The sequence below is a fragment of the Halorubrum lacusprofundi ATCC 49239 genome (assembly GCF_000022205.1).
Lineage (GTDB): Archaea > Halobacteriota > Halobacteria > Halobacteriales > Haloferacaceae > Halorubrum > Halorubrum lacusprofundi.
In genome coordinates, this window is record NC_012029.1 from 1,575,223 (window position 1) to 1,600,149 (window position 24,927).

Annotated in this window: 24 protein-coding genes, 1 tRNA gene and 3 pseudogenes; 13 read left to right on the forward strand and 15 right to left on the reverse strand. The window is 67.1% G+C overall.

Translation table 11 applies throughout. The annotated features are described in order from the left end of the window. Positions 1-2: 2 nt before the first annotated feature. Positions 3-953, reverse strand: a complete 951-nt coding sequence (locus tag HLAC_RS07715) for an alpha/beta hydrolase (RefSeq protein ID WP_015910282.1) — start codon at positions 951-953, stop codon at positions 3-5. Positions 954-1,002: 49 nt separating this feature from the next. Between HLAC_RS07715 and HLAC_RS07720 the strand changes: the two genes are divergently transcribed. Beyond that, on the forward strand, positions 1,003-2,415 hold the full coding sequence (locus HLAC_RS07720; RefSeq protein WP_015910283.1) for a DEAD/DEAH box helicase family protein: 1,413 nt from the start codon (positions 1,003-1,005) through the stop codon (positions 2,413-2,415). 674 nt (positions 2,416-3,089) lie between these two features. Here HLAC_RS07720 and udk read toward each other — a convergent pair. Next, positions 3,090-3,785, reverse strand: a complete 696-nt coding sequence (gene udk, locus HLAC_RS07725) for a uridine kinase (protein ID WP_015910284.1) — start codon at positions 3,783-3,785, stop codon at positions 3,090-3,092. Between the two features lie 244 nt (positions 3,786-4,029). On the opposite strand from udk, the gene HLAC_RS07730 reads away from it, so the two are divergent. From HLAC_RS07730 to gfo6, 4 genes are all read left to right on the forward strand, one after another. Next, a complete protein-coding gene (locus HLAC_RS07730) occupies positions 4,030-4,650 on the forward strand; it encodes a CBS domain-containing protein (RefSeq protein WP_015910285.1) in 621 nt (206 codons plus the stop codon). A 107-nt stretch (positions 4,651-4,757) separates the two neighbouring features. Then, complete coding sequence (locus HLAC_RS07735; RefSeq protein ID WP_015910286.1) at positions 4,758-5,297, forward strand: GNAT family N-acetyltransferase; 540 nt, start codon at positions 4,758-4,760, stop codon at positions 5,295-5,297. 77 nt (positions 5,298-5,374) lie between these two features. Next, a tRNA-Thr gene (locus tag HLAC_RS07740) sits at positions 5,375-5,448 on the forward strand. 146 nt (positions 5,449-5,594) lie between these two features. Next, a complete protein-coding gene (gene gfo6, locus HLAC_RS07745; RefSeq protein WP_015910287.1) occupies positions 5,595-6,695 on the forward strand; it encodes a D-xylose 1-dehydrogenase Gfo6 in 1,101 nt (366 codons plus the stop codon). A 9-nt stretch (positions 6,696-6,704) separates the two neighbouring features. Here the strand turns inward: gfo6 and HLAC_RS07750 are convergent, their stop codons facing one another. Then, positions 6,705-7,541 (reverse strand): aldo/keto reductase, encoded by an 837-nt coding sequence (locus HLAC_RS07750; RefSeq protein ID WP_049933403.1) that lies wholly within the window; start codon positions 7,539-7,541, stop codon positions 6,705-6,707. A 194-nt stretch (positions 7,542-7,735) separates the two neighbouring features. On the opposite strand from HLAC_RS07750, the gene HLAC_RS07755 reads away from it, so the two are divergent. Next, a complete protein-coding gene (locus HLAC_RS07755) occupies positions 7,736-7,939 on the forward strand; it encodes a hypothetical protein (protein ID WP_015910289.1) in 204 nt (67 codons plus the stop codon). A 44-nt stretch (positions 7,940-7,983) separates the two neighbouring features. Here the strand turns inward: HLAC_RS07755 and HLAC_RS07760 are convergent, their stop codons facing one another. Continuing rightward, positions 7,984-8,574 carry a CinA family protein gene (locus HLAC_RS07760; protein WP_015910290.1) on the reverse strand — a complete coding sequence of 197 codons (591 nt, stop codon included), beginning with the start codon at positions 8,572-8,574 and terminating at the stop codon, positions 7,984-7,986. Positions 8,575-8,633: 59 nt separating this feature from the next. Here HLAC_RS07760 and HLAC_RS07765 point away from each other — a divergent pair, with 59 nt between their 5' ends. From HLAC_RS07765 to HLAC_RS07775, 3 genes are read left to right on the forward strand one after another with little or no spacing between them, the layout of a single operon-like run. After that, a complete protein-coding gene (locus HLAC_RS07765) occupies positions 8,634-9,284 on the forward strand; it encodes a class I SAM-dependent methyltransferase (RefSeq protein ID WP_015910291.1) in 651 nt (216 codons plus the stop codon). Continuing rightward, positions 9,277-9,831: a transcriptional regulator FilR1 domain-containing protein gene (locus HLAC_RS07770; protein WP_015910292.1), complete on the forward strand. Its 555-nt coding sequence runs from the start codon at positions 9,277-9,279 to the stop codon at positions 9,829-9,831. Before HLAC_RS07765 ends, HLAC_RS07770 begins: the two co-directional genes overlap by 8 nt. A 43-nt stretch (positions 9,832-9,874) precedes the next feature. Next, positions 9,875-10,165 carry a hypothetical protein gene (locus HLAC_RS07775; protein ID WP_015910293.1) on the forward strand — a complete coding sequence of 97 codons (291 nt, stop codon included), beginning with the start codon at positions 9,875-9,877 and terminating at the stop codon, positions 10,163-10,165. Between the two features lie 69 nt (positions 10,166-10,234). Here HLAC_RS07775 and HLAC_RS07780 read toward each other — a convergent pair whose 3' ends face one another. Genes HLAC_RS07780 through HLAC_RS07790 form a run of 3 tightly spaced genes read right to left on the reverse strand, consistent with a single transcriptional unit; the run spans position 10,235 to position 13,315 of the window. Continuing rightward, positions 10,235-10,924 (reverse strand): thymidine kinase, encoded by a 690-nt coding sequence (locus HLAC_RS07780; protein WP_015910294.1) that lies wholly within the window; start codon positions 10,922-10,924, stop codon positions 10,235-10,237. A 24-nt stretch (positions 10,925-10,948) separates the two neighbouring features. Next, on the reverse strand, positions 10,949-12,013 hold the full coding sequence (locus HLAC_RS07785) for an amidohydrolase family protein (RefSeq protein WP_015910295.1): 1,065 nt from the start codon (positions 12,011-12,013) through the stop codon (positions 10,949-10,951). A gap of 57 nt (positions 12,014-12,070) precedes the next feature. After that, on the reverse strand, positions 12,071-13,315 hold the full coding sequence (locus HLAC_RS07790) for an HD domain-containing protein (protein WP_015910296.1): 1,245 nt from the start codon (positions 13,313-13,315) through the stop codon (positions 12,071-12,073). A 134-nt stretch (positions 13,316-13,449) separates the two neighbouring features. Between HLAC_RS07790 and HLAC_RS07795 the strand changes: the two genes are divergently transcribed. After that, positions 13,450-13,854 carry a universal stress protein gene (locus tag HLAC_RS07795; RefSeq protein ID WP_015910297.1) on the forward strand — a complete coding sequence of 135 codons (405 nt, stop codon included), beginning with the start codon at positions 13,450-13,452 and terminating at the stop codon, positions 13,852-13,854. A 4-nt stretch (positions 13,855-13,858) separates the two neighbouring features. Here HLAC_RS07795 and HLAC_RS07800 read toward each other — a convergent pair. The 3 genes and pseudogenes from HLAC_RS07800 to HLAC_RS07810 form a co-directional block, all read right to left on the reverse strand. Next, positions 13,859-15,075: pseudogene (locus HLAC_RS07800) on the reverse strand (HD domain-containing protein). 12 nt (positions 15,076-15,087) lie between these two features. Further along, the gene (locus HLAC_RS07805; protein ID WP_015910298.1) at positions 15,088-15,657 is read right to left on the reverse strand and encodes a helix-turn-helix domain-containing protein; all 570 of its coding nucleotides are present in this window, start codon (positions 15,655-15,657) and stop codon (positions 15,088-15,090) included. A gap of 77 nt (positions 15,658-15,734) precedes the next feature. Beyond that, positions 15,735-16,184, reverse strand: coding sequence for a universal stress protein (locus tag HLAC_RS07810; protein WP_015910299.1), 450 nt, complete (start codon positions 16,182-16,184; stop codon positions 15,735-15,737). An 81-nt stretch (positions 16,185-16,265) separates the two neighbouring features. On the opposite strand from HLAC_RS07810, the gene HLAC_RS07815 reads away from it, so the two are divergent. Together HLAC_RS07815 and HLAC_RS07820 are read left to right on the forward strand one after the other, a co-directional pair. Next, a complete protein-coding gene (locus HLAC_RS07815) occupies positions 16,266-17,864 on the forward strand; it encodes an amidohydrolase (protein ID WP_049933405.1) in 1,599 nt (532 codons plus the stop codon). A gap of 86 nt (positions 17,865-17,950) precedes the next feature. Further along, complete coding sequence (locus tag HLAC_RS07820) at positions 17,951-18,202, forward strand: SelT/SelW/SelH family protein (protein WP_015910301.1); 252 nt, start codon at positions 17,951-17,953, stop codon at positions 18,200-18,202. Between the two features lie 46 nt (positions 18,203-18,248). Here HLAC_RS07820 and HLAC_RS18750 read toward each other — a convergent pair. Both HLAC_RS18750 and HLAC_RS19960 read right to left on the reverse strand, forming a co-directional pair. Beyond that, positions 18,249-18,407 (reverse strand): annotated as a pseudogene (locus HLAC_RS18750) (IS5/IS1182 family transposase); the annotation flags it as partial. Then, positions 18,403-18,546: pseudogene (locus HLAC_RS19960) on the reverse strand (IS5/IS1182 family transposase); the annotation flags it as partial. The pseudogenes HLAC_RS19960 and HLAC_RS18750, both read right to left, overlap by 5 nt. Positions 18,547-18,682: 136 nt before the next feature. Between HLAC_RS19960 and HLAC_RS07825 the strand changes: the two are divergent. Next, entirely contained in the window at positions 18,683-23,260 is a 4,578-nt protein-coding gene (locus tag HLAC_RS07825) for a multicopper oxidase domain-containing protein (RefSeq protein ID WP_015910302.1), read from the forward strand. Between the two features lie 17 nt (positions 23,261-23,277). On the opposite strand, the gene speB is transcribed toward HLAC_RS07825, so the two are convergent. The 3 genes from speB to HLAC_RS07840 all read right to left on the reverse strand — a co-directional run bounded on the left by speB (position 23,278) and on the right by HLAC_RS07840 (position 24,927). Next, positions 23,278-24,108, reverse strand: a complete 831-nt coding sequence (gene speB / locus HLAC_RS07830) for an agmatinase (protein WP_015910303.1) — start codon at positions 24,106-24,108, stop codon at positions 23,278-23,280. A 9-nt stretch (positions 24,109-24,117) separates the two neighbouring features. Then, positions 24,118-24,495: a translation initiation factor IF-5A gene (locus HLAC_RS07835; RefSeq protein ID WP_015910304.1), complete on the reverse strand. Its 378-nt coding sequence runs from the start codon at positions 24,493-24,495 to the stop codon at positions 24,118-24,120. A gap of 150 nt (positions 24,496-24,645) precedes the next feature. Continuing rightward, positions 24,646-24,927 (reverse strand): hypothetical protein, encoded by a 282-nt coding sequence (locus HLAC_RS07840; RefSeq protein ID WP_015910305.1) that lies wholly within the window; start codon positions 24,925-24,927, stop codon positions 24,646-24,648.

Genomic DNA, 24,927 nt, shown 5'->3' on the forward strand with positions numbered 1-24,927 from the left:
GCTCAGAGCCGTTCCCGCACGTCGTCGGCGACCGCCGACAGCGCCGCCTCCGCGGCGGCGACGCGGTCGGAGAGACTACAGAACCCGTGCGCCATCGCGGGGTAGTGACGGTGATCTACCGGGGTCCCCTCGCGCTCGAACCGCTCCGCGAGGGCGACGCCGTCGTCTCGGAGCGGATCGAAGCCGGCGGTGACGACCGTCGCGGGCGGGAGGTCACCCAAATCGTCGGCGCGAAGCGGCACTGCGAAGGGGTTGTACGCGTCGGCCGGACTCCGGAGGTACTGCTCGAAGAACCACCGCATGTCCGCGCAGGTGAGAAGGGGACCGTCGGCGTTCTCGCGGTAGGAATCGGTCTCGAAGTCGTGGCCCGCGATCGGGTACAGCAGGAACTGGCCGGCTGGCTCTACGAACTCGCCGAACTCGCGGGCGTGCAGCGCCGCCGCGAGCGCGAGCGTCCCGCCCGCACTGGTGCCGGAGACGCCGAGCCGGTCGGGGTCGCCGCCGAACGTCGCCGCGTTGCGCGCGACCCACGAGACGGCCGTGGCCGCCTCGTCGACCGCAACGGGGAAAGGGTGCTCTGGGGCGAGCCGGTAGTCAACGGAGACGACGACTGCGTCCGCGCGGGTCGCGAGCTCGCGACACGGACCGTCGATCGAGTCGAGCGTCCCGAGGGTCCACCCGCCGCCGTGGAAGTGGACGAGGGTCCGGGCGGACGGCGTCGATTCGTCGAGGGCTGCCTCCGGCCGGTACACCCGCACTGGCACCTCGCCGTGCGGCCCGTCAAATGCGAGGTCCCGCACCTCGGCGACGGGCGGTTCGGAGTCGCCGGAGAACACCTCGTCTTCGACGCGCCTCGCGGCGTCGACCGAAAGCTCGTGCCACTCCGGGAGCCCGAGCGCCGCGATCTCGTCGACGACGGCGGCGATCTCGGGGTCGAGTTCGTCCGCGCGCATGGCGGACGGAGGCGGTGGCCCTTTGTAAGTCGGTCGGCAACGTTCGCCGATGGACGTCCGGCTGACCTACGAGGACGGGACGATCCGGGTCGTCGCTGGCGACGCCACTGGCAACGGTGCGAACGATGCCGACGGCGACGCTCTGGAGTCGCTCCCGCCGCTCCCCGGCGTCGAGAGCGACCCGCGATCGGGGACCGGGCGCGCCCCGGCCTACCGCTACGCCGCGATCCGACGAGCCTTGGAGGTCGCCGGCGTGAGCGTCGAGGATCACGTGCTGGACGCGAGCGACCGCGCGGGAGCGGCAGCCGGGCTCGACACCGGCCTTTCGACCGACTACGATCTCCGGGAGTACCAGCGTGAGGCGCTCGACGCGTGGCGCGACGCCGGCGACCGCGGCGTGCTCGAACTCCCGACCGGGGCCGGCAAGACCGTGATCGCAATACGCGCGATGGTCGAGCTAGGCGTGCCGACCCTCGTCGTAGTGCCCACGGTCGATCTCCTCAATCAGTGGCAGCGGGAGCTAGAAGCGGAGTTCGACGTACCAATCGGGCGGTTCGGCGGCGGCGAACAGCGCCAAGAGGCGATCACGGTGTCGACGTACGACTCTGCGTACCTGAAAGCCGAGGATATCGGCGACGCCTTCGAGTTCGTCGTCTTCGACGAGGTCCACCACCTCGGCGGCGAGGGGTATCGTGACGTGGCGCGGCTGCTCGCGGCGCCCGCCCGGCTCGGGCTCACCGCCACCTTCGAGCGCCCCGACGACGCGCACGAGACCGTCGCAGAGCTGATCGGCGACCGCGTGTACGCGCTCGACGTGGACGACCTCGCGGGCGACCACCTCGCCTCCTACGACATCCGACGGATCGAGGTGGAGCTGACGCCCGACGAGCGCGAGCGCTACGACGCGAAGCAGGGCACCTTCGTCGAGTACGTCCGGGACGCGGGGATCACGTTCACGAGCGGGAGCGACTATCAGGAACTCGTCAAGCGCTCCGGCAACGACCCGGCCGCGAGGGAGGCGCTCCTCGCGAAACAGGACGCCCGCGAGATCATGATGAACGCGCGCCGGAAGATCGACCGCTTGGAGTCGATCCTCGACCGCCACCGCGACGACCGCGTGATCGTGTTCACCGCCCACACCGACCTCGTCTACCGGCTTTCCGAGCGATTCCTGCTGCCCGCGATCACCGCCGAGACGGGCGCGAAGGAGCGCCGCGAGATTCTGGAGCGCTTCCGCGAGGGGACCTACGGTCGGGTCGTCGCCGCCAACGTCCTCGACGAGGGCGTCGACGTGCCCGACGCGAACGTCGCGGTCGTGCTCTCCGGCTCGGGGAGTGAACGAGAGTTCACCCAGCGGCTCGGGCGGGTGCTCCGTCCCAAAGACGACGGTGGGCGGGCGATCCTCTACGAGGTCGTCAGCACGGAGACCGCGGAGGAGCGGGTGGCGAGCCGGCGGCGGTGAGCAGTGTTACTGGGTGACAATGTCGAACTCGTGGCTGTTTGTCGACAGGAACTGTCAGATATATGTTGAGAGTACGCGATTCGGGTTGACTGAGAGTTTGTTTATAAATCGGAGCGAGGTGTCGCTGTTTGCCATTTATAAACTATTGACGAGTCTGAGGTGACGATCTCTAAAGCCAGCCGGGAGGACGGCGCACGCTCGCTGTGCTCCTCGTTCAGTCGCTGCCGCTCCTTCGCTGCGGTGCTTACATCGCCTGCGCCGTCCTCCCGGCTGCCCCTTTAACTCCCACCCCACCCCGCACAGCACCGCCGGAAGACGATCCTGCTCGCTTCGCTGCGCGGGCTGCGACTTCCGTTCTCCCGCTCGTTGCATCGCCGGCGCTTCGCGCCGGCTGCAAGAGGGACCGCCGGTCCCTCACTGCTCGCGGGACCGCAGCCTCACGCCTCCCCAGCCTCGTCGGCCGGCGCTTTTAAGCGCCGGCCGACTCCCTCGCGCGTGCAACTCGCAGCCTGACGGCTGCTCGTCGGCACGCGCCACCACACCGCTCATTTATAAGCGATCATCAATACTGACCTGCAAGAAGCACTCCTACAATCGATTACCGCTGTTCCGGTGTTGGCCACATACGCGCCGGAACGCGGCAGTCGTCGACTCCCTCGATGGGTCCGGTCCGTTCAGTCGTCGTCCATGTCGAGCGAGCGCTTCTCGCCGAGTTCCTCCTCCAAACTGCCGCGCTCCCAGCTCCGGACGGCGTCGCCCTCGACCTCGGCACGGAGCTTCTCCTCTAAGAGGTTCACCGCGACGCTGTTGGCGCCCTCCGGGATGATCACGTCGGCGTGTTTCTTCGAGGGTTCGATGAACTGCTCGTGCATCGGCTTCACCGTCGAGAGGTACTGGTCGATGACGCCCTCCAAGTCGCGGCCGCGGTCGATCACGTCTCGGCGGATCCGGCGTAAAATTCGGACGTCGGCGTCGGTCTCGACGAACAGTCGGAGGTCCATCATGGCGTTTATTTCCTCGTCGTACAGCGCTAGGATTCCTTCGAGCACGATGACGTCGGTCGGCTCGACCAGGATACGCTCCTCCTTCCGGTTGTGGATCTCGAAGTCGTACTGCGGCATCTGCACCGACTGGCCTTCGAGCAGGGCTTCGAGGTGCTCTCTGAGCAGTTCCCACTCGAACGCCGAGGGGTGGTCGTAGTTGACCGATTGGCGCTCTTCGAAGTCGAGGTGCGAGAGGTCCTCGTAGTAGTTGTCGAGCGGGATGCGGGTGACGCTGTCGCCGAGGTCGCGGGTGACGAGCCGGGAGACGGTCGTCTTCCCCGCGCCACTTCCCCCCGCGATCCCGATCACGAACGAGGGAATGGTCATATCCTTCGCTCGGGCGCCGGAGGGTTTGAAGGCTCCTTTTCGTCGCCGTCGGCGGTGCGGGGCAGTCGCTGAGGAAGCCACCCTCTCGATAACGGTTCCCTACCGCCTGCGTCTCCCCTCCCACCTGCGTCTCCCGTCCCGCCTGCGTCTCCCATCGTTATCACACCGATCGGCAATCTACGCGAGGAACCCGTATAACGATACCGGGGGCACCTTTTAGCCGATCGGGACGGAATCACGTTTCATGCGAACAGACACCACGGCTCGTGACGTGATGCATCGCGAGTTCCTCGGCGTGAGCGAGTCGGACCCGTTACGCGACGCGGCAGCACTTCTGGTCGACGAGGGAACGAACTGCCTCGTCGTCCTCCGGGGTGGCGAACCAGTCGGTCGATTGAGCTGGCGTGACGCCCTCGGTGCGCTCCTTGACGCGGGGGCCGGCGACGAACACGACCTCACAGTCGAGTCGGTCATGGGTCCACCGCTCCCGACGGTGACGCCCGACGACGCGCTGGCCGTGGTCGAGGAGCGGCTCATCGCGGAAGGGGTCGACCGCGTCGTCGCCGTCGAAGACGGCGAGGCGCTTGGCGTCGTCACCGCGAGCGACGTGCTCGCAGTGGGGGCGCCCCGGACCGGAAACGGCGCCCACGACCCCCTCAGCGACGAGGGAGCGACCGGAGATCCCCGGCGCGGAGACGCAGCGATGATGGGATCGGACGGCGGCGTCGACCCTGCCGTGGAGGCGTCCTCAACCGACACGTCCGGCTCGCGGACTCAGGGCGTCTGCGAGAGCTGCGGAGCGCTCGTGCCCGACCTCGTGACCGCGAACGGGCAGGCGGTTTGTCCGGAGTGCCGCGAAGTGTGACTCGGCGGCATCTCGGTATCGCACGCCCGGCTCCGCATCTCCCGGCTCCGAACCCCCCACCGACTCGCCGGTAGGCTCAAACAGCTAGCACGTCGAACACCGAACGAATGGCCGACAGCGACCGCGTGCACGTCACGCCCGCCACCGTCGACGATGTCGACCCAGTCACCGACCTGTGGATCGCGCTCGCCGAGGGGCAGCGGGCGCACGGGTCGACGCTGCTCGCTGAGGAGAACCGCGGATCGGTCCGCGAGTGGGTCGCGCGTTCGGTGGTCACCGCCGAACTACTCGTCGCGCGCGACGGCGCCGATGACCTGATCGGGTTCGTCGGGTTCGCACTCGATCGCGGCGGCTACGAGCGCGACCGGACCCGTGGAGTCGTGAGCAATCTGTTCGTCGTCCCCGAGCGTCGCGACGAGGGAGTCGGCGCCGACCTGCTGGACGCAGCCGAGCGAGCCCTCCGCGAGGCGGGTGCCGAAGCCGTCGCACTGGAGGCACTCGCGGCTAACGATCGCGCCCGCGAGTTCTACGCGGAACAGGGGTACGAGCCACACCGGGTGGAGCTGACGAAGTCGCCGACGGCGGGTGGCCAGGAAGGTGCCGGAAAGAACAGTGGAGACGGCGACGACGACGATCGGGGCACCTGAGCGCGGCACCCCCGGCATCGCGTCACCTTCGCGGAAAGCGACACGCACTCATAGGAGGACCGAGTACGCCCGCCTGCGCCAGGGGAGCATGGGCGGTTCATGCACTCGACTTGTAATCGAGACTTCCGGGGTTCAAATCCCTGCCCTGGCTCTTCTGACGGAACGACCTGGAGTCGAAGAGCCGCGGGAGAGATATAAACCGGTTTCCCACCGGATCGACGCGGTTCGGCACCGGTCGACCTCGGTAACGGCCGGAGTCGCCGGAGTTATGATCCAGCCGCGCGTCGACCGGACGGTATGGAGACCGCTTTCGCGGACTACCTCGACGACTTCACGCGCCGGGACTGGGAGCATCTCGATCCGAAAGCCGTGACGGACCCCGTTCGGGTCGCCATCGTGGGGCTCGGGTGGTTCGCCCGCGAATGGGCGCTCCCGGGGATCGCACGCTCGGCGTTCACCGAGGCCACCGTCGTCACCGACGTTGATGCCGACGCGGTCGAAGCGGTCGCCGCCGAACACGACGTGACCGGCGTGACGCCGGCGGAATTCCGCGCGGGCGCCGTCGTCGATGAGTACGACGCGGTGTACGTTGCGACGCCGAACGCGACCCACTTGGAGTACGTGGCGGCCGCCGCCGAGCAGGGGAAGGCGGTCTTATGCGAGAAGCCTTTGGAGGCGACGCTGGACCGCTCCCGGCGACTCGTCGCGGCGTGTCGAGACGCCGGAGTGCCACTGATGGCCGGATACCGCATGCAGACCGATCCGGCGGTTAGACGCCTTCGAGACCTGCTTGAGGCGGGCGTCGCCGGCGACGTGATCCACGTCCACGCGACGATGTCACAGACGATGCTCGGTGAGCTCGGGAGCGACCACGACCAGTGGCGCCTCGACTCGGAGCTGTCCGGCGGCTGTGCGCTCATGGATCTGGGCGTGTACCCGCTCAACACGATTCGGTTCGTGCTCGGCGCCGACCCCGTGCGCGTGTCGGGACGGACCCGCACGAACCACGAGGCGTTCGCCGATGTCGACGAACACGCCACGTACCGGCTGGAGTTCCCCGGTGGCGTCGACGCGCTGTGTTCGGTGAGCCAGAACGCCCAGCACGCGAGCCGGCTCGAAGTCACCGGAACGGACGCCAGACTGATCCTCGATCCGGCGTTCTACGAGCGGGAGGACCGAGGGTTCGCGGTCGTCCGCGACGGAACCCGCGTCGACGTCGACTTCGACCAAGTTCACCAGATCGAAGAGGAATTCGCGTACTTCGGCCACCAGCTGCTGGCGGAGGAGCCGTTCCATCCGAACGGGACACACGCGCTGGCGGACGTGCGGACGCTCGCCGCCATCTACGAATCCGCCGAGACCGGCCGACCGATCGCCCTCACCGACGACGCGGAGTGAAGGCTCGCCTCACTGCTCGATGCCGTACACCGGATCCGTCCAGTCACGGGCCGGAGTGTCGTACACCGGCCGGTCGCGGTCGCGCTCATCGAGCCGCTGGCGGTCGGCTGCGTCGAGCTCCCAGTCGAGGTCGGCGTTGGCTCGAACGTGTTCCGGCGTCGACGAGCGCGGCAGCGCGACCACGTCGCGGTCGAGCGCCCATCGGAGAATGACCTGAGCGGGGCTTTTGTCGTAGCTCTCGGCGAGTTCGGCAACGACCTCGTCGTCGAACACTTCTGTTCGCGCGAGCGGCGCCGCCGCCTCGATCACGGTGTCGGACTCGTGACAGTAGTCGACGAGGTTCGGGCGCTGGAACCACGGATGGAACTCGATCTGATTGACTGCGATCGGGACCTCGGAGATGTGATTGGCACAGCTCAGTTGATAGGCGCTGAAGTTCGAGACGCCAACGTTGCGAACCAGTCCGCGGTCGTGGAGTTCCGCCATCGCCTGGAGCGACTCTCGCAGCGAGATCGCGGGGTTGGGCCAGTGGATGAGGTACAGATCGAGATAGTCGGTCTCGAGCCGTTCGAGGGACGCTTCACAAGACTGGATCAGCGACTCGTAGCCGAGGTTCTTCGCGAGCACTTTCGAGGTGAGGAACACGTCGTCGCGGTCGTACTCGGCGAGCACCTCGCCGATGGCCTCCTCGTTGTGGTATCCCTCGGCAGTATCGATGTGTGTGTACCCGGACGAAAGCGCCGCACGGACGCTGTCGGCGATTTGGTCGTCGTCGAGCGCGTACGTGCCCAGTCCGAGCGCCGGTAGGGTGTCACCGCTCGGGAGCGTCTGTGTTGGAATGGTCACACGAGGTGGGTTCAACGGTTCACTGATTGAAACTACCGCTTCCGACACCCGTTTTCCGTCGCGCTCGTCGCGGTCACCGTCCCAGAGCGGCACCCGGTCGTCGTCACAGATCGGCGATCGTCCCGTCTGCGCGCGCTTATGAAGAGACCACAAAACGGAGATCCGTTTATATACATCCCCCGCGGATCCGGGGTATGGACCGGACCGACGCCGTACTCCTCGGCGTTTCCGGCGTCGTCGCCGCGCTCGTGCTCGCGGGCGCGCTGTCGGCGGCGGCGCTGTTCGGCTTCGACGAGTCAGTGGCCCGTCCGATCCGGCTGCTCGCCGCCGAGCCGCTCGCGTGGATCGTCATCGCCGCGCTGCTCGTCGCGGTCGTCGGGCACGCGTTCATCGAGTGAGCGGGCAGCGCGGCCGCCCCGGCGATCGAGTCACCCAGATTGCCTCACTCCTCGGCGTCGACCTCGCGGATCGTCCGGACGAGCGCGTCCAGCGCTGTGTCGACCGCCTTCCGTTTCACGGCGCCGCGGTCGCCGTTGAGGACGACCCGCTCCGTGCGAACGAACGACGCCTCGGTCCCCCACGGCGCGGCGTAAGCCACCCCGACGTACACGAGTCCGACCGGCTTCTCCGCGGTGCCGCCGTCCGGCCCGGCGATTCCGGTCGTGGCGACAGCCCACGTCGTGTCGGCGTGGTCGCGCGCACCCGCCGCCATCTGCTCGGCGACCGCCGCGCTCACGGCGCCCTCGGCGTCGAGCGACTCGCGAGACACTCCGAGCAGTTCGCGTTTGGCGTCGTACGCGTAGGTCACGAACCCGCGGTCGAAGTAGGCGCTCGCGCCCGGCACTTCGGTCACACGCGACCCGACGAGTCCCCCTGTCAGCGACTCCGCGGTCGCGAGGGTCTCCCCGCGTTCGGTCAGCAGGTCGCCGAGCGTCTTCTCGATCGGCTCCGACTCGTCGGTCCCGGCGATCTCGTCGGCGCTTCCGGTTCCCTCCTCACTCTCGGTCCCCTTCCCGCTCCCGCTCTCGTCCATGCCCTCGCTGAGTCGTCCACGCCCGTGGGGTTTACGCTCGCCGCGGCGCAAGCGCCGGCATGACCGACTGGGACGACCGCTTCGTGTCCGGGGAGTACCCGCGTGCGCCGGAGCCATCCGCCGTCCTGCGCTCGTACGAGCCCGCGATCCCCGACGGCCGCGCGCTCGACGTGGCCGCCGGTACCGGCCGCAACGCCGTCTACCTCGCGGAGGCTGGCTACGCGGTTGACGCCCTCGACGCCTCCCGCGAGGGGCTCGCCATCGTCCGCGAACGCGCCGCCGAGCGCGATGTCGCTGATCGGGTCGAAACGATTCAGGCCGACGCCTCGACGTACGGCTTCCCGGATGAGACGTACGAGCTGATCACGATGAGCTTTTTCCACACGCTCGACCGGTTCGCCGACCTGATCGAGTCGCTCACTCCCGGTGGGTACCTGTTTGTCGAAGGACACCTGCGGTCGGCCGACGCGACTCCGTCCGGTCCGAGCGACGACCGCTACCGGTTCGCCGCCAACGAACTCCTGCGCGCCGGGCTCGGGCTGACCGTGCTGTACTATGACGAGACGACGGAGGAGCGCCCGGGCGACCACCGACGCGCGACCGCCCGCCTGCTCGCGCGACGGTCGAGCGGCGGGCGACAGACGTACCCACCGAGACCGGACGAGGGTGACGAGAGAGACGAGGCGGGCGCGGAGCGAACGGATGGCTGACGCCGACTCGCCCGGAGCGGTCCTCCGGCGGCTGGTCGCGGAGGCGGTCGGCGTCGACAGCGTCGCCCTCCTCGCCGACGATGTCGATCTCGTCGAGCGTGGGGACGACCCGGGGACGGCGGCCCGGCTCTCCGGAATCGTCGACACGGGCGATACCGTTGTCGGGGTCGTGCCTCGCGCCGATCCCGCCCTTGCACGACGGCTGACGGGTGACAGTGACGGGGACGACGACGGATCGATCGTCGGTGTCGACGACGACAACGTCGACGGCCGAACGCTCCGACTCGTGTTTACTGGACGGGCCGCAGATAGGCTCACCGGCCCCTCGGGGACCGTAATACGGTCGGTCCTCGCCGAGCGAGGGATCGAGGCGTACCGCCACGACGGCGATTCCCCGATCGGACTGCTCCTCGTCGACGACCGAGCCGTGGTCGGCCTCTTTGACGAGAGCGGGCTCGCCGCGCTACTGTGGTCGGACGCCCCCGCAGTCCGGGAGTGGGCGGCGGCGACTTGCCGGCGCTACCTCTCGGCGGCCGAACCGGCGTGAGACGCGCCGCATCGTTTTTGCACGCGCCCCGCGAAGAGGAAGTATGAAGGCGTTACTACTGTTGGTCGCCGGAATCGGCGGACTGATCGAGACGCTCGTTCCGCGGGCGGTCGTCCGCGCGTGGACGAAGGCGCTGTACCGGAACGCCGGGGAAGCCGAGCCCCGCGAGTGGGTGTACGCCGCCACGCGCGCCGAGGGCGCAGTCGTCGTGCTCGCCGCGCTCGTCGGCTTGTACGGTGTCGCGACCGCCGAGGAGGACGAGCCGGAGCGCGTCAAATCGGATCGTGTCGAAACGGATCGTGTCGAAACGGATCGCGTCAACACCAACGACTGAACGGTCGAAACAGTCGACGACCGAACGGCAGACATCGGGATTCCGGAGGGGCCGATGCCCCGAACTCGGTCAGTCGTCGGTCGCGCCGGAGTCTATCGGCTCTTCTTGCTTTTCGGAGCCATTCTCGGCGACTCTTTCACCGTTCAGATACGCTCGATCGGCCTCCGAGCGCTCGCCGGTCCGCAACACGTGGCAGTCACGACACCGCGCCTCGTAGGACTCCTCGGCGCCGACGAGGATCGTCGGATCGTCGACGTGGGCCGGCTCCCCCTCGATGAGGCGCTGGTTCCGGGAGGCGGGCTCGCCGCACTGCGAGCAGATCGCTTGTAGCTTGTCGACGTACTCGGCGGTCGCCATCAGCTCCGGCAGGGGTTCGAACGGCTCGCCGCGGAACGTCTGATCGGTGCCGGAGACGATCACGCGGGTGCCGTTGTCCGCTAAGGCGTTACACACCTCCACCAGCGCGTCCGAGAAGAAATTCGCCTCGTCGATCGCGACGACCTCGGGGAACGGCTCGTCGTCGAGGATTGCAAGCGGGCCGCCACCCTCGTTGTCGACGACGGTCGCCTCCCACTGCCGGCCGTTATGGCTCCCGATCGTCGTCTCGCCGTAGCGGTCGTCAACGGCCGGCTTGTACACCGCGACGGATTGGCCGGCGATCTCAGAGCGCCGGAGCCGCCGGAGCAGCTCCTCTGTTTTCCCCGAGAACATCGATCCAGAAATGACCTCGATCCAGCCGGATCGAGTGATCGCGTGCATGCTCTGACGGGCACGAGCCAGCGACTAAACCGTTTCTCTCCCGGCCGGCTCGCCGCCGATTACGACCCGAGACACGTCGGCCGCGCCGGCGCGCCTGACGATCGCGCGAACGAGGTCGTGCGCGCCGGCAAGGTTGTCGGAGTCGCCGTCGAGCACCAACAGATCGGCATCCGCGCCCAGCTCGATCACGCCGCGGTTCAGCCCCGCGATCGCCGCGCCGTTCACCGTCGCCATCCGCAGGATCTCTCGGGCCGGGAGATCGGAGAGCTTCGCGGCGAACTCCATCTCGCGGAACATCGACGGCGAGTCGAGCATGACGTTGTCGGTGCCGAGCGCGACCGTCGTCCGCTCGGCGAGGTCGCGGATCGGCGGCACGCCGACGTTCGTCACGAGATTCGACCGGGGGCAGACGGCCACGGGCGTCCCGCGGTCGGCGAGCCGCTCGAGGTGGATCGGCTCGGCGTGGACCATGTGGACGAGAAAGTCGGGGTCGAGATCCATCGCGGCGTTGATGTCGTCGGCGTCGCGCTCGCCGGCGTGGATCCCGAACAGCTTGCCCGCCTCGCGAGTCTCCGAGCGCACCGCGTCGAAGTCGGCGTCGCGGGCACCGGAGGCGCCGTACCCGTCAGCGACCGAGAGCACGTCGGGGTCGTCACGACCGAACACGACCGGATCGATCGCGCGCTCGCCGAAGTCGACGCCCTCGCCCGCGACCGCGTCCCGGAGCGCGGCCACGCCCTTGACGCCGCCCTCGCGGAACTCCAGGAACGTGCCGGTCCCGGTCGACTCCATGTACCGGAGGCTCCGCGCCATCGCGGCGACTTTCGCCTCGTGGCTCGCCTCCCGCAGGAGGCGGTGTTTGAGCCCGTCCGGCGGTGCGACCAGCTCGTCGAGCGAGAGGCCCTCGCCGGCCTCCTTGGCGATGGAGTCACCGATGTGGGTGTGGGCGTTGACGAACGCCGGGAGGATCACGTCGTCGGAGTCGACGCTCGTCTCCTCGATCCGGACGATCTCGTCGTCGGCGACGATGACCCGGCCTTCGACCGGCTCGAACTCCGGACCGACCAGAACGGTCCCTTCAAGGTGCATACTCGGCGGTCGCCGGCGCGGGAGTAAAAGGTCACGACAGGGGATCGACTCGGCCGATCACGCCCCGTCTCGGAACTCGTCGAGCGTCGTCGGCATCGCGCCGCGCACCTCCGCGACGAGCCCGTCGGGGTCGAGTCCGAGCACGTCGGCGGCGGCGCGGCCGACGCGATCGGTCGCGGGGTGAGGGGCGTAGACACCGAGGCGCCACTGGTTGCGCTGGGCGGTCCGGAGCGTGGAGACGAGGGGTGACTGCCGCTCTAACCGACGCACCTCGCCGTTGACGGTGACCCGCGCTGTCGACTCCCGCATCGACGGCTCCGGGGGGACATCGAGGATCACGTGCTGACGGGCGACGCCCGCCTCCTCGGCGATCTCGCGTTCCAGCGCACTCTCAGTGTCGTGGTCGGCCTCATGGACACGCTCGGCCACGTCGTCGTACTCGGCCCACACCGCCCGCTTGTACAGGTCGCGCTCGTCGTACCGCCGGGAGAGCTCGGCGGTCTCCGAGCAGCTTCGGATCGCCGCGAGGAAGTCGTGGTCGTCCATCCGGCGAAGCTGGGCCGGGGTCGTCGTGGTCGCGTCGAGTAAGTCGCTCGCCGCCCGCCGAAGCATTGCCTTCGAAATGCGCGCGACGTGGTGGGTGTACACGACCGGGTTCATCAGTGCGCGCGCCAGAAGGAGGCTCTCGGCCGTCTGGACGTTCCCCTCGTCCAAGACGAGTTCGTTGGTGCCGGTGCCCACGTCGACGAACGTCAGCTCCCGGACGAACCGCTCGGTGTCGATGGTGCCGTACGGCACCCCGGTGTGGTAGGCGTCGCGCACGAGGTAGTCCATGCGATCAACGTCGAGCTCGCCCGAGACGAGCCCGCCGTACGGTCCCTCGCCGGCGACGAGCCCGGCGATCTTCTCCGGGTCGAGGTCGTGATCGCGGAGCACCTCGCCGACCGCGCCGGTCGCGAGCACCTCGTCGACGTCGTCGTGGTACTTCCCCGTGCGGCGGTGGGTGAGCGACTCCAGATTGTGGCTGAACGGGCCGTGACCCACGTCGTGGAGCATGGCCGCGGCTTCGATCCGGTCTGCGCGCTTTCCCCCAATCCCGAGGTGGCCGAGCGCGCGGCTGGCGAGGTGGTAGACGCCGAGCGAGTGCTCGAAGCGGGTGTGGTTCGCGGAGGGGTAGACGAGCTGGACCGTGCCGAGCTGTTTGACGTGTCTGAGCCGCTGGACTGCGGGGGTGTCGAGGAGGTCCGCCGCGACACCGTCGATCTCGATGTGGTCGTGGACGGTGTCCTTGACCGTGATCATGCGTCGACGTTCGGCGGCATGGGATAAAAGCGGCGTGCGTCCCCGGAGACGCCCCGACCAACCGGAATTCGCTCTGTTGCCGAAATCTGGAACGGCCGGCACGATTTATACGTGCGGTATCCGAACGGTCGACCATGTACGATGTACTCATCGGGATCGACAACGCGGAGGATAGCCGTGCGATCGCGCAGGCGGAGGCGATCGTGGATCTCCCGACGGTGGATGGCGCGGTGACCGCTCACCTGTGTCACGTGTTCCAGGAGAACCCCGAGGGGGCCTCAGTCCACCAGATATCGGCGGTCCGACGCGCCCGCGAGACCCTCGAAGAAGCCGGCATCAACTGCGTCCACTACGAGGCAAGCGGCGACCCCACAGACGAACTGCTCGCGGCCGCGGACGACATCGACGCGGACGCAATCTGCGTCTCCGGCCGCAAGCGACGCCCGACCGGGAAGGCCGTCTTCGGGAGCGTGACGCAGGACGTGATCTTGGGTGCCGATCGTCCGATCTTCGCGGTCCCGGCGCCGCGAAGCGACTGAGCCGCTACGTCCGCGCGCCGACGCCGCGGAGCCCGAGCACGTCGCGCGCCGCCTCGCCGACCGCGTCGACGTGTTCGGCCGGACAGTAGACGCCGAGCGTCCAGCGGCGGCGCTCGGCGCTGCGCAGGCCCGCCACCAGCTCCGAGGCGTCCTCCAGTCGCTGGGGAACACCGTCGACGACGACGGTCGAGCCGGATTCTTTTAACCCGGGACGGGAGGGCACGTCCACGACGACCTCGTCGCGATCGAGCCCGACCGTCTCGGCGATCTCGCGTTCGGCCGCGCGCTCCTCGGCGTGGCCGGCGTCGACGGTGCCCGCCGGCACATCCGCTAACCCGACCCACACCGCCCGCTTGTAGAGGTCGCGGCGCTCGATCCGTTCTCCGAGCGCGGGGACCGCTTCCCGGAGCGCGACGAGGAGGTCGTGGTCGGCCATCCGGCGGAACGCCCTCACGTCGGTGTCGGTCCGGTCGAGGTAGCGCTCGCAGGCGCGCTCCAACATCGCGCCGGCGACCCGCGAGACGTGGTGGCGGTAGACGACGGCGTTCATCAGCGATCGGGCGACGAGCAGGCTCTCGGCGGTGGGAACGTTCCCCTCGGCGAGCACCAGCGCCGCGTCCTCGGGGTCGCCCGAGCCGGAGCCATTTGCTCCGTCGCCCGCGAGCCGGAGTTCGTTGACGAGCCGGCCGGTGTCGACCGTGCCGTACGGGACCCCGGTGTGGTGGGCGTCGCGCACGAGGTAGTCCATCCGGTCCACGTCGAGTTCGCCCGACACGAGGGCGCCGAGCGCGCCCTCGCCCGCGATCAGGGAGGCGACGCGCTTCGGGTCCAGCCCGCTGCGTTCGAGGACCCGACACACCTCGCGGTCGGTGTCGGTCAGGAGCTACGCGATGTCGTCGTGGTCGCGTCCCGTCGCTCGCCGGATGATCCCCTCGTCTGGTGCCCGTAGGGGGCATGTCCGATGTCGTGGAGGAGCGCCGCCGCGCGGACGTGAGCGGCGGTGTCGTCGTCGATCCCCAACCCGTCTACCGCGCCGCGCGCGAGGTGGTAGACGCCCAGCGAGTGCTCGAAGCGGGTGTGGTTCGCGGAGGGGTACACCAGCCGGACGGTGGACAGCTGTTTGATGTGACGCAGCCGCTGAAAGGCGGGCGTGTCGACCAACTCGGCGGCGAGGTCGCCGAGCCGGACGTGACCGTGGACGCTGTCCTTGATCGCCTTCATCGGTTCACGCGCTCACTCGTCGACGATATCGACGCCGAGCCGCTCTTCGAGCGCGCGGACGACGGAGCCGCCGACGCCGGCGGTCGCGGCCCGACCGTCCTCGACAGCGAACAGGTCGTCCTCGTCGACGTCGAGCTCCTCGGCCAGCTCCTCGACCGTGAGTCCGGCGTCTTGCCGGGCCGCCGCCACGTCGTCGCCGTAGCCGGAGACGAGGTACGGGAGCCGGTCCGACTCGTAGTTGGTGCCGCCTTCCTCCCAGTGTTTGGAGTCGCCGGTCGCGGAGTCGTACATCTTCGCCTGCTTGCGGGCGATTTCCTTCTTCCGGCTCTCCGTCCCGGTTCCGGTCGACTCGGAGCTGGCGCCGCCGGGGCTTCCGCCGGAACTTCCGCCCCGACTCCCACCGGATCCGCCGCGCCCGCCGGGCGCGTTGCCGGCGTCGTCGTGGGGGCGGCAGTCCGAGCAGACGAGGAGCTTCGCCCCGGCGACCGTGGCCCGCTGGAGGTCTGTGGTCTCGCGCCCGCAGAGCTCGCAGGCGTCGCCGTCGTCGCCGCCGCCGCCACCGCCCGTCGAGTACTTCGCCATACCGCGAGTAGTGGACCCCGATCGTTAAAAGGCCGTGGAGGGACACCCGCCGGTCGGGAAGCGGCGACCGTCGTTGCTCACTCCGAAACCGTCGTCTTCACGATGCTCACTGGCGCGGTCGACTGTCGGGAGACGCGCTCGGTGACGGAGCCGAGCATCCGCCGGTAGTTCCCCGATCGGGTCTTCGATCCCATCACCGTGAGGTCGATATCCTCGTCGTTGATGTAGCCGAGAATCTCCTCGTGGGGGACGCCGTACACCAGCTCGGTCACCACGTCGACGCCCGCGTCCGCGGCGTGCGAGGCCACCTCGTCGAGCGCCTCGCGGCCGCGCTCTTCCAGCGTCTCGGAGGCGCCTTCCGATCCGTCAACGAACTCGTCGCCAGAATACGCGTTGACCACGTCGCTGTCGACGACGTACAGCACGTGAAGGGTCGCGCCGTAGCGCTCGGCGGCGTCGATCGCGTGGTCGATGGCTCGGTCGACGCCCTTGCTGCCATCCGTGGGGAGTAGTATCTGATCGTACATGCACGGAGATCCGTCCCATCATCGAATAAATCGGTCGCCGTTTCCCGAACGATTAACATGCTGCCAGCCCCGGACTCGGCCATGACCGACGCCGCGGACCGGCTGTTCGTGAACGGGGAGATACACACGCTTGCGACTCCCGACGAGACCCACGAGGCCGTCGCCGTGCGGGACGGCGCGGTCGTCCGCCTCGGTCGGAGCCACGAGGTGCGGTTCCTCGAAGGCGTCGACACCGAGGTGATCGATCTCGACGGTTGCGTGCTCCTCCCCGGCTTCGTCGACGCGCACACCCACCTGACGACGGTCGGGCGCTACCTTGTCCACGCCGACCTCTCGGTCGCGGACTCGCCGATGGAGGCGGTCGATCTGCTTGCGGAACGGGCGGCAGCGGTCGAGGATGGGAACTCGGACGCGTCGGACGGCGGGTCCGACGACCCCGCAACCGACTGGGTGCTCGGCTACGGCTACGACGAGTCGACGTGGGACGACGACCGCTACCTGACCCGCGAGGACCTCGACCGCGTCTCGACGGAACGTCCCGTCGCGGCCGTCCGCGAGGACATGCACGTCGCCGCGGTCAACGGGGTCGTCCTCGACCGGTTCGCGGACGCTCTCGACTCGGTCCCCGACGAGACGGTGCCGACCGACGACGCGGGCGAGCCGACGGGCGTCCTCCTAGAGAGCGCGATCGATCCGATCTACGAGGCGGTCGAACCGGGGCCGGCGGCGACTCGCGACCTCGTCACCGCTGCGCTCGACGACTGCGCCGCCAAGGGGATCACGGGCTTTCACGACATGGTGCGAAACTCGCACGCTCCGCGCGTCTACCGCGACCTCGACGCCGCCGACGAGCTGACCGCACGTGTCCGGATCAACTACTGGAGCGACCACCTCGACGCGCTGCGGGAGGTCGGCCTGACGACGAACGCCGGAAGCGACATGGCCGAGACGGGCGCGATCAAGTCGTACACCGACGGGAGCTTCGGCGGGCGGACCGCGAGGCTCTCCGAACCGTACGCGGACGCACCGGGCGAGACCGGGCAGTGGGTCGTCGACCCGGACGAACTGGCAGAGACGGTCGCGGACGCGACCGGGGCGGGCTACCAGTTCACCGCCCACGCGATCGGCGACGAGGCGATCGACGCCGTCCTCGACGCCTACGAGGAGGAGTCGCACACCGACCCCGGCGCGGCGCGTCACCGGATCGAACACGTCGAACTCGCAGACGACGCGGCGATCGAGCGGCTCGCGGAGACGGGCGTGGTCGCCAGCGTCCAGCCGAACTTCCTCAAGTGGGCGGGCGCAGACGGGCTTTACGAGGGGCGTCTCGGGCCGGAACGCACCGCCGAGACGAACCGCTACCGCGACATGCTCGACGCGGGAGTTCACCTCGCGTTTGGCTCCGACGGAATGCCGATGGACCCCTTACTCGGCGTCCACCACGCCGTCAACGCGCCGGCCCCTGCCCAGCGGCTCACGGTGACCGAGGCCCTGCGCGCGTACACCCGGGGCGCGGCGTACGCGGGCTTCGACGAGGACCGGCTCGGCACGGTCGAGCCCGGCAAGTGCGCCGATTTCGCCGTCCTCGACGCGTCGCCGTGGGAGGAGTCGGACGCGATCCGCGGGGTCGACGTGGCGATGACGGTCGTCGACGGCGAGGTCGTATACGACGGGCGGTAAGGCGGCTTCCGACCGACCTCCGGGCCGAAACCTCGCAAGCACTGCCAGAAGACAGTAGTTATTAATAATGTAGGTTATATACGGGTATGGCAGAGATCGCCATCGAGTACGCCGCCGGCAGTCGCCTCCGATCGGAAGCGGAGACGGCTCGACGCCTGATCGACTCCTACCTCGGCGACCGCTCCGATGTCGACCGCGTTACGCTCTCGCCCTCCAGCGAGTCCGTGTTCTGCGTCAGCGTCGAGGGCGACCGCATCTGGTGTACGGACCCCCGCGAGTGGATCGACGCCGTGGAGGCGGTGACCGCGGCCCGGAAACGACTATCGGAGCTATCCTAACCGAAGCGATCAGCACAATTCAAGAGAGCGTGTCATAGAATCCGTGTCATACCCTGAGCATCTCACGTCCCGGGTTGTCTCCTCGTTCGCAATTGGTGATTGCGACGATAAGACGGAGGTAGAGTGAGAGATACACCTCCGTTCGTTCGTGGACGCGGCCTCGGGCACGGCCGTGCCCGAGGCCACAGTCCTTGACCGCAGCGTTCGCTGGAGGCGAACACATCGTACCCCAGCAGGAACTCGAAGGACAGGTATTCAAACAGCGGTATTGTCTCGGTTGCCGCGACGTTCAGGAAATTGTCGACCGAAACTGCATCTTGTAGGGCTTGGTTTTTGCTGGACATTATTCCCAGGTACACGAGCTCGTACGTGATGCTTCGTATGGAACGCTCGTAGAGAGAAGCCCTGCGACTCGTTAGAGGATCTCTACCCCGGGTTATCAACTGTATTATCAAAAAAACCCATCCGATATGCTTCGATATGCAGACCGGTACTGAAGATGACGGTATTGAACAAGTAGATGGGGAAAATTCGGTGAATCGGCGGACGTTCGTGCAAGGGGTGGGGATGCTACCGCTCTCCACGTCGCTTCTCGACAATGAGGAGGCTCGACAGCAGTTAGATCTTGGGAATAGCGCGCACGGTAGCGGGCGCACTCGGCGGTTCACGATTCACGCTATCGAGGTCGACATCGTCTACAATCGATTCGGGCTCCACCAGCCCAACGGTGTGATGTACGTGCTGGACGAGAACCTCGACGCAGTGCGCGAGGCGTCCGGCGAAACACCCGACGACGCCTTCTCGCTGGTCGAAAACGAGACAGCGAGCGCGGAACAGCGTGGCAATCCGAACGAAGACGACGGCGAGGTCGACACCTCGCTCATCGAGCCGCTGGTCATTCGGGCGAACGAAGGCGACACGATCCAGATCAGGTTCGTCAATCACCTCGACCGGCAGGCGTCAATCCACCAGACCGCCCTGCCGTACAACGTCCAGACATCCGACGGTATGGCCGTCGGGCTCAACCCCGACACGACTGCAAAACCGGGGGGAACGGTCCAGTACCGCTGGGAGGCCACACATACGGGCACCCACTTCTTTTACGACGGGGCGAATCAGGCGGTCGACAGTGCCAACGAGCCGCCAGAGGAGGCGAACCTGCTATCCCGGGGACTGTTCGGGGCTATCGCGGTCGAACCGCCGGGAGCGACGTGGAGCGACCCTGAGACCGGCGGCGAACTCCACAGTGGTACCAAGGCCGTCATCGACGACCCGAACGGACTCGGAACGACGTATCGCGAGTTCGTTCCCTTCTATCACACGCCTGAGGGAATAGAACCCGAAGTACAGTGGCCGAGCACTGGAGAGGAACAGACGATTCACGCCATCAACTACCGGGCCGACCCTCTGGGACAGCGCGACGACGAGTTCTACAACTCGTGGACGAACGGGGACCCAGGTGGCGGCGACAACGTCTTCCCGGCGTATAAGGGCGATCCCATCAAGTACACATTCGTCGGAGCCTCTCTGGAAGAGAATCACGTCCACCACCTACACCAGCATCGCTGGAAGGAAGTACCGCGCACGGCAGCCGACACCATCGATTCACAGACCATCGGTCTCGGTGATACCTTCGACGCCTATCTCGTCGCCGGACACGGTCCCCAGACGAATCGGCCAGGCCTGAGCTTCTCCGAGGCCTTCGAGGTCGGGGCCGGCTATAACCACGGGTCGGCTGGTGACGTACTCTTCCACTGTCACCTTTTCCCCCATTACGCCGAAGGGATGTGGGCTATCATGCGTATACTCGACAAGGTGCAACCGGGCCTCCAGCCGCTGGCGAACTCCAGCGGACTCATCCAAGAGGGATCCGACGCACCCGGGTATCCCGAGCTCGTCGCCGACGCGATAAAGGAGGTCGAAGGCGTCGACGACCCGATAGGACATCTGGCTCCGAAGCCGCCGCTCTCGTCGGTAAACAACCCGCGCGAACCGACCGACGTGGAGCGCCAAGCGTTCGGTGACGACATCGTCCCCGGAGCACCGTACGCAGATCCCTGCACCGACCCCGAGCCGGAACGGATTCTCGAATACACCATCGCGGTGATGAAGCCCGGGAATCCCAACGGTATCGTCTACAACGACGTCGGGGACCACGACCCTGAGGGTCTGGCGTACGTTCTCGATCGGGTCAGGGTCAAAGCTCCTGACGGTACCGTGCAGAAAGATGTCGACGTTGACGACGCGGAATTGCTCCGAGAAGGCAAATTGAATCCAGAACCGTTGTTCATCCGCGCCAACGTCGGCGACTGTGTGGAGGTCCGCCTTCAGAACGAACTCGTCGAGGAGGAGTTCCATACTTCCGTCCATCCGCACTTCGTCGGCTTCGATCAGTTAGGTTCCGAATCGGTCACGACGGGCTTCAACTACGAGCAGTCAACCGACCCCGGCGATACGATGCAGTACCGCTGGTACGCGGACGAGGAGGGTGCGATCTTCTTCCACGACCACATCGTCGGCGTTTCAGAGGGTATGCACGGGCTGTTTTGTGGCCTCCTCGTCGAGCCCGAGAGGTCGGAGTGGACCGACCCATACTCGGGAGAGCGCATCTTCAGCGGCGCCCAGGCCGTCATCGACCCGCCCGAGGCTGACGCCTTCCGTGAGCAGGCGCTTCACTACCATGACTTCGCCCAGTTGAGAGACCCGGATACCGGTGAGTTCGTCAATCCCGATCGCGAGCACAACCAGAACGCCGGGACAAACGCCATCAACTACCGGAATTCGCCGTTCTACCACCGCGACGACGAAGACCCAGCTTACGTCCACAGTTCGCAGGTCCACGGCGACCCCGAGACGCCGATCCTCGAGGCCTACGAGGGCGACAAGATCCGGTTCCGGCTCTTCCAGGGGTCCTGGGAGGAACAGCACAACTTCGATCTCAGCGGCCTCCGGTTCGACCCGGAAGGGTTCGCCGATCAGGACATGGTCTCGCAGGTCATCGGTACGTCCGAGGCGTTCACATTCACGGTCCGACCCGAAGAGAGCCAGCAGGACTTCAAGCACATCACGAATCCCGACGACCTGCCGGTCCGCGATTACCGCTACGGCTCGAACGTGATCGACGACATGTGGACGGGGATGTGGGGGCTGTCGCGTATCTGGGGGGCCGAGGTCAACCACCTCCAAACACTCCCCGGCCAGGCCGCGCCGAGCGAGTCCATCGCCGAGGCCCAACTCGAGGCGATGGGTCATCCGGCACCCTTCTCCAACTTCGACTGGACCGAGGAAGGCCAGCGAGCGAAACTCCGCTATGCAGAGGGCGAGGACCTGACGCGGCCACCGGACAAGGACGCCCGGCAGAACGGCAACGTCGGGGAGATCCCACCACAGGCACCTGACCCGGGCGACCCGTGCCCAGACGATGCCCCGGTGCGGTCGTTCGACGTGACGGCGTTCCAGGTCGACATCCCGTACAACGACTACGGTGACCACGACGAACACGGCGTCGTCTTCGCACTCGACCGCTACGTCGACGAGATCAAGAACGGCGACCGACCGGTCGAACCCCTGACGCTCCACGCGAACAAGGGTGACTGTATCGAGATCAATCTTACGAACAACCTGCCCAGCGGCCTCGACAACGACCACGCCCACCCAAAGATGCGTATCTCCCAGGAGTGGGACCGGTCGGATCGGATCTCGCTCCATCCGGTGCAGGTAATCAACGACGTGAACGGATCCAACGGGTCGACGGTCGGGTTCAACTACGACACGACCGTCGATCGTGGCGAGACGATTACCTACCGCTGGTACGCTGACGTCGAGGTAGGGACCTCACTCCTATGGGACATGGCGGACGTTCGCAGCACCCGTCATCACGGCGCCTTCGGTCAGCTGGTTATCGAGCCACAGGATTCGGTGACGCTCGATAACCGAACTGGCGAAGTCAGCGTCACGAGTGTGGCATCGATGATCAAGACGGGGAACGGAGACCCCGACTTCCGCGAGAACGCATTGATATTCGCGGACGGACAGTTCGTATTGAATCGAGACGACCCTACGGACTGCGTCGTCCCGCCCGGACCCGACATCGAGAACCCGAACGATCCCTGCAACCAGCTCGGTGACAGCGAAGACCAGGGGTACGGCGGCATCAACTACCGCTCGGAACCGTTCTCGCGCCGTTTCGAACAGAACGACGCCCAACATCTCGTATACAGTTCGCGGGTTCACGGCGATCCCAACACGCCAATCTGGAAGGCAGCCACCGACGACCCCGTCAAGTTCCGGGTGGCCTCGGGGGCTGATAAGGCCCGGGCGGTCGCGTTCCACCTCGCCGAACATCAGTGGCAGCGCTACCAGGGCGTAAACGAGTCACCCGTTATCGGCGTCGACGGGCAACTCAGCCCTGGGAAGGCCCAGACGTTCGACCTGCTCGGTGGGGCTGGCGGGCTGACGGGCGGTAGCGGGAGCGGTGACTACATCTACCAGGAGACGAAGCAGCGCCGCCGGCTCGAAGCGGGGCTGTGGGGCATCTTCCGGGTCCGTCGACAGCCGGATCGGTTTCCCGACGAGGCTATCCAACCGCTGCCTGACAGAGCGGGCGCTGTTCCGCTCGCTGGGCGACCCGGATACGTCGTCCGGACGGGAGACGTGACGGGAAACGGCCAGCGGGATGTCGTCATCGGCGTCACTGGAAGCGATATCGGTGCTACGCAGGCTGGTGCCGTGTACGTATTCACGGACACGAACCCGAGCCAGGTCACCGACCTCTCGGCCGCCGACCTCCAGGTGCCGAGTGAGACCGTTGGAGAGCAGGCTGGCACCGACATCCGTCTTGTTTCGAGGGAGGGCAGTACCCAGAATATCGTCGTGGGTACCGCTAGCGGCGACCAACGGGTTATCGAGGGCGGGCAGCCGTTGCTCGACCTCATCGAATCTCCGCCACCGTCGGAAGTAGCCGAGTTCGTCCGAGGAACGACCAACACGAGAGTGCTGTCGATCGTTCCGTTCGAAATGGCGTCGACGCCGATGGACGGAAACGGTAACAGGAACTGAACCCGTACGGACGGGTCTTACTCGCCCTGCGCTGCTGCGTGCGACTGCACGAACTCCCGGAGAAGTTTGCCCGCTAGCGCCGCCGCCTGCCCGTCGTCGCGGTCGTTCACCTCGACCACGTCGAACCCGTCGGCGGCGGGTGCGACCGCGCGAACGAGGTCGCGAGCCTCTCGCGGGGCGAGTCCGAACGGCTCCATCGTCCCTGTCCCCGGTGCGAATCCGGGGTCGAGGCCGTCGATGTCGACCGAGCAGTACACCGACTCCTTTTCAAACGTGTCCGCGTCGATGCCGTCGATCCACTGCCCGGCATCTTCGGGGGGAACGACCGTCACGTCGGCGTCGGCGGCGCGGTCCCACTCCGCCTCGGAGCCGGTGCGCGCGCCGACGATCACCGCGCGGTCGACGCCGAGGTCGTCGAGGGCGCGCCGAGTGACGCAGGCGTGGCTCAGTGGGTTCCCGTCGTAGGCGTCGCGCAGGTCGAGGTGGGCGTCGCAGACGACGAGCGTGTCGGGGCCGACCGCTTCGACGCCGGCGTGCGTGACGGTGTGCTCGCCGCCGACGAGGAGGGGGACGGCGTCGTCGTAGGTGACGCTTCGCAGTTCGGCAGCGAGGTGGTCAAGATATTCTTTTACGTCGTCCCACGACCGCACGTCGCCGGCGTCGCAGACGCCGAGCGCGGAGAAGTCGCTGTCCGTTCTGCGGTCGTAGTCGTCGTAGGTCTCGGCGAAGCGCCGGATCCGGTCCGGTCCGAATCGGGTGCCCGGCTGAAAAGTGGTCGTGGCGTCTAAGGGAGCGCCGACGACCACGTAGGAAGCAGCGTCGCGGTCTGTCGTCGCTCCGGGGAACATCGGCCTCGATTACCCGACGACCTTGCGCTGGCCCTCGTATTCCAGGTACTCGATGTTGTCGTCGGAGGTGAAGTCCTCACCTTCGGGGATACGCATGGTGAACGTCTCGTAGGTGTCAAGATCCATGACCTGCGCGTCGTCGCCGGAGACGGAGACGACCTGACCCTGCTTCCGCTGGATGATCGGGACCCAAACCTTCGCGTCGACCGGCTGCGAGAGCGAGCGCTTCTTCTCGTCGAAGACACCCTTGCCCTCGACGCGCGCCTTGGCGCTCCCGTGTTTTCCGGGTTTTGCTGTGCTGTAGTGGTTGATCTTGCAGGGAGAGCTGTCCATCATGACGTAACTGCCCTCCTGTAGTTCGCGAACCTGCTTCTGCTCTCGCGGCATGCCCGCTACTTCCGGAGGCGCGGGTATAAACGGTTTGGAACGCCGTCGCGGAGGCTGGGATCGACAGGCCGAGATCGACAGGCCAAGATCGACAGGACGGGATCGACAGGCCGAGATCGGTAGGCGGGAATCGACCGATCGGCGAGCCGATTAAGGGTCCATCTCGTCGACGTACTCCTCGCGCTTGTCGTCGTCAGCGTCCTCGTCCGGGGGAACGAACTGCCCGGTGAGGAGGTAGCTGGCGATGAAGAGGCCGATGAAGCCGACGCCGACCGCGGCGGTCGTCCGGACCACGAACGGGAAGTCGATCCACCAGAGCGCACGGTCGGCGATCATCATCACGACAACCGCGACGAACAGCGCCTTCTGCTCGTCGGTCGGGTCGCGAATGAAGCCGACCACGTCGTCTTTGATATCACTGAAAAACCCCAT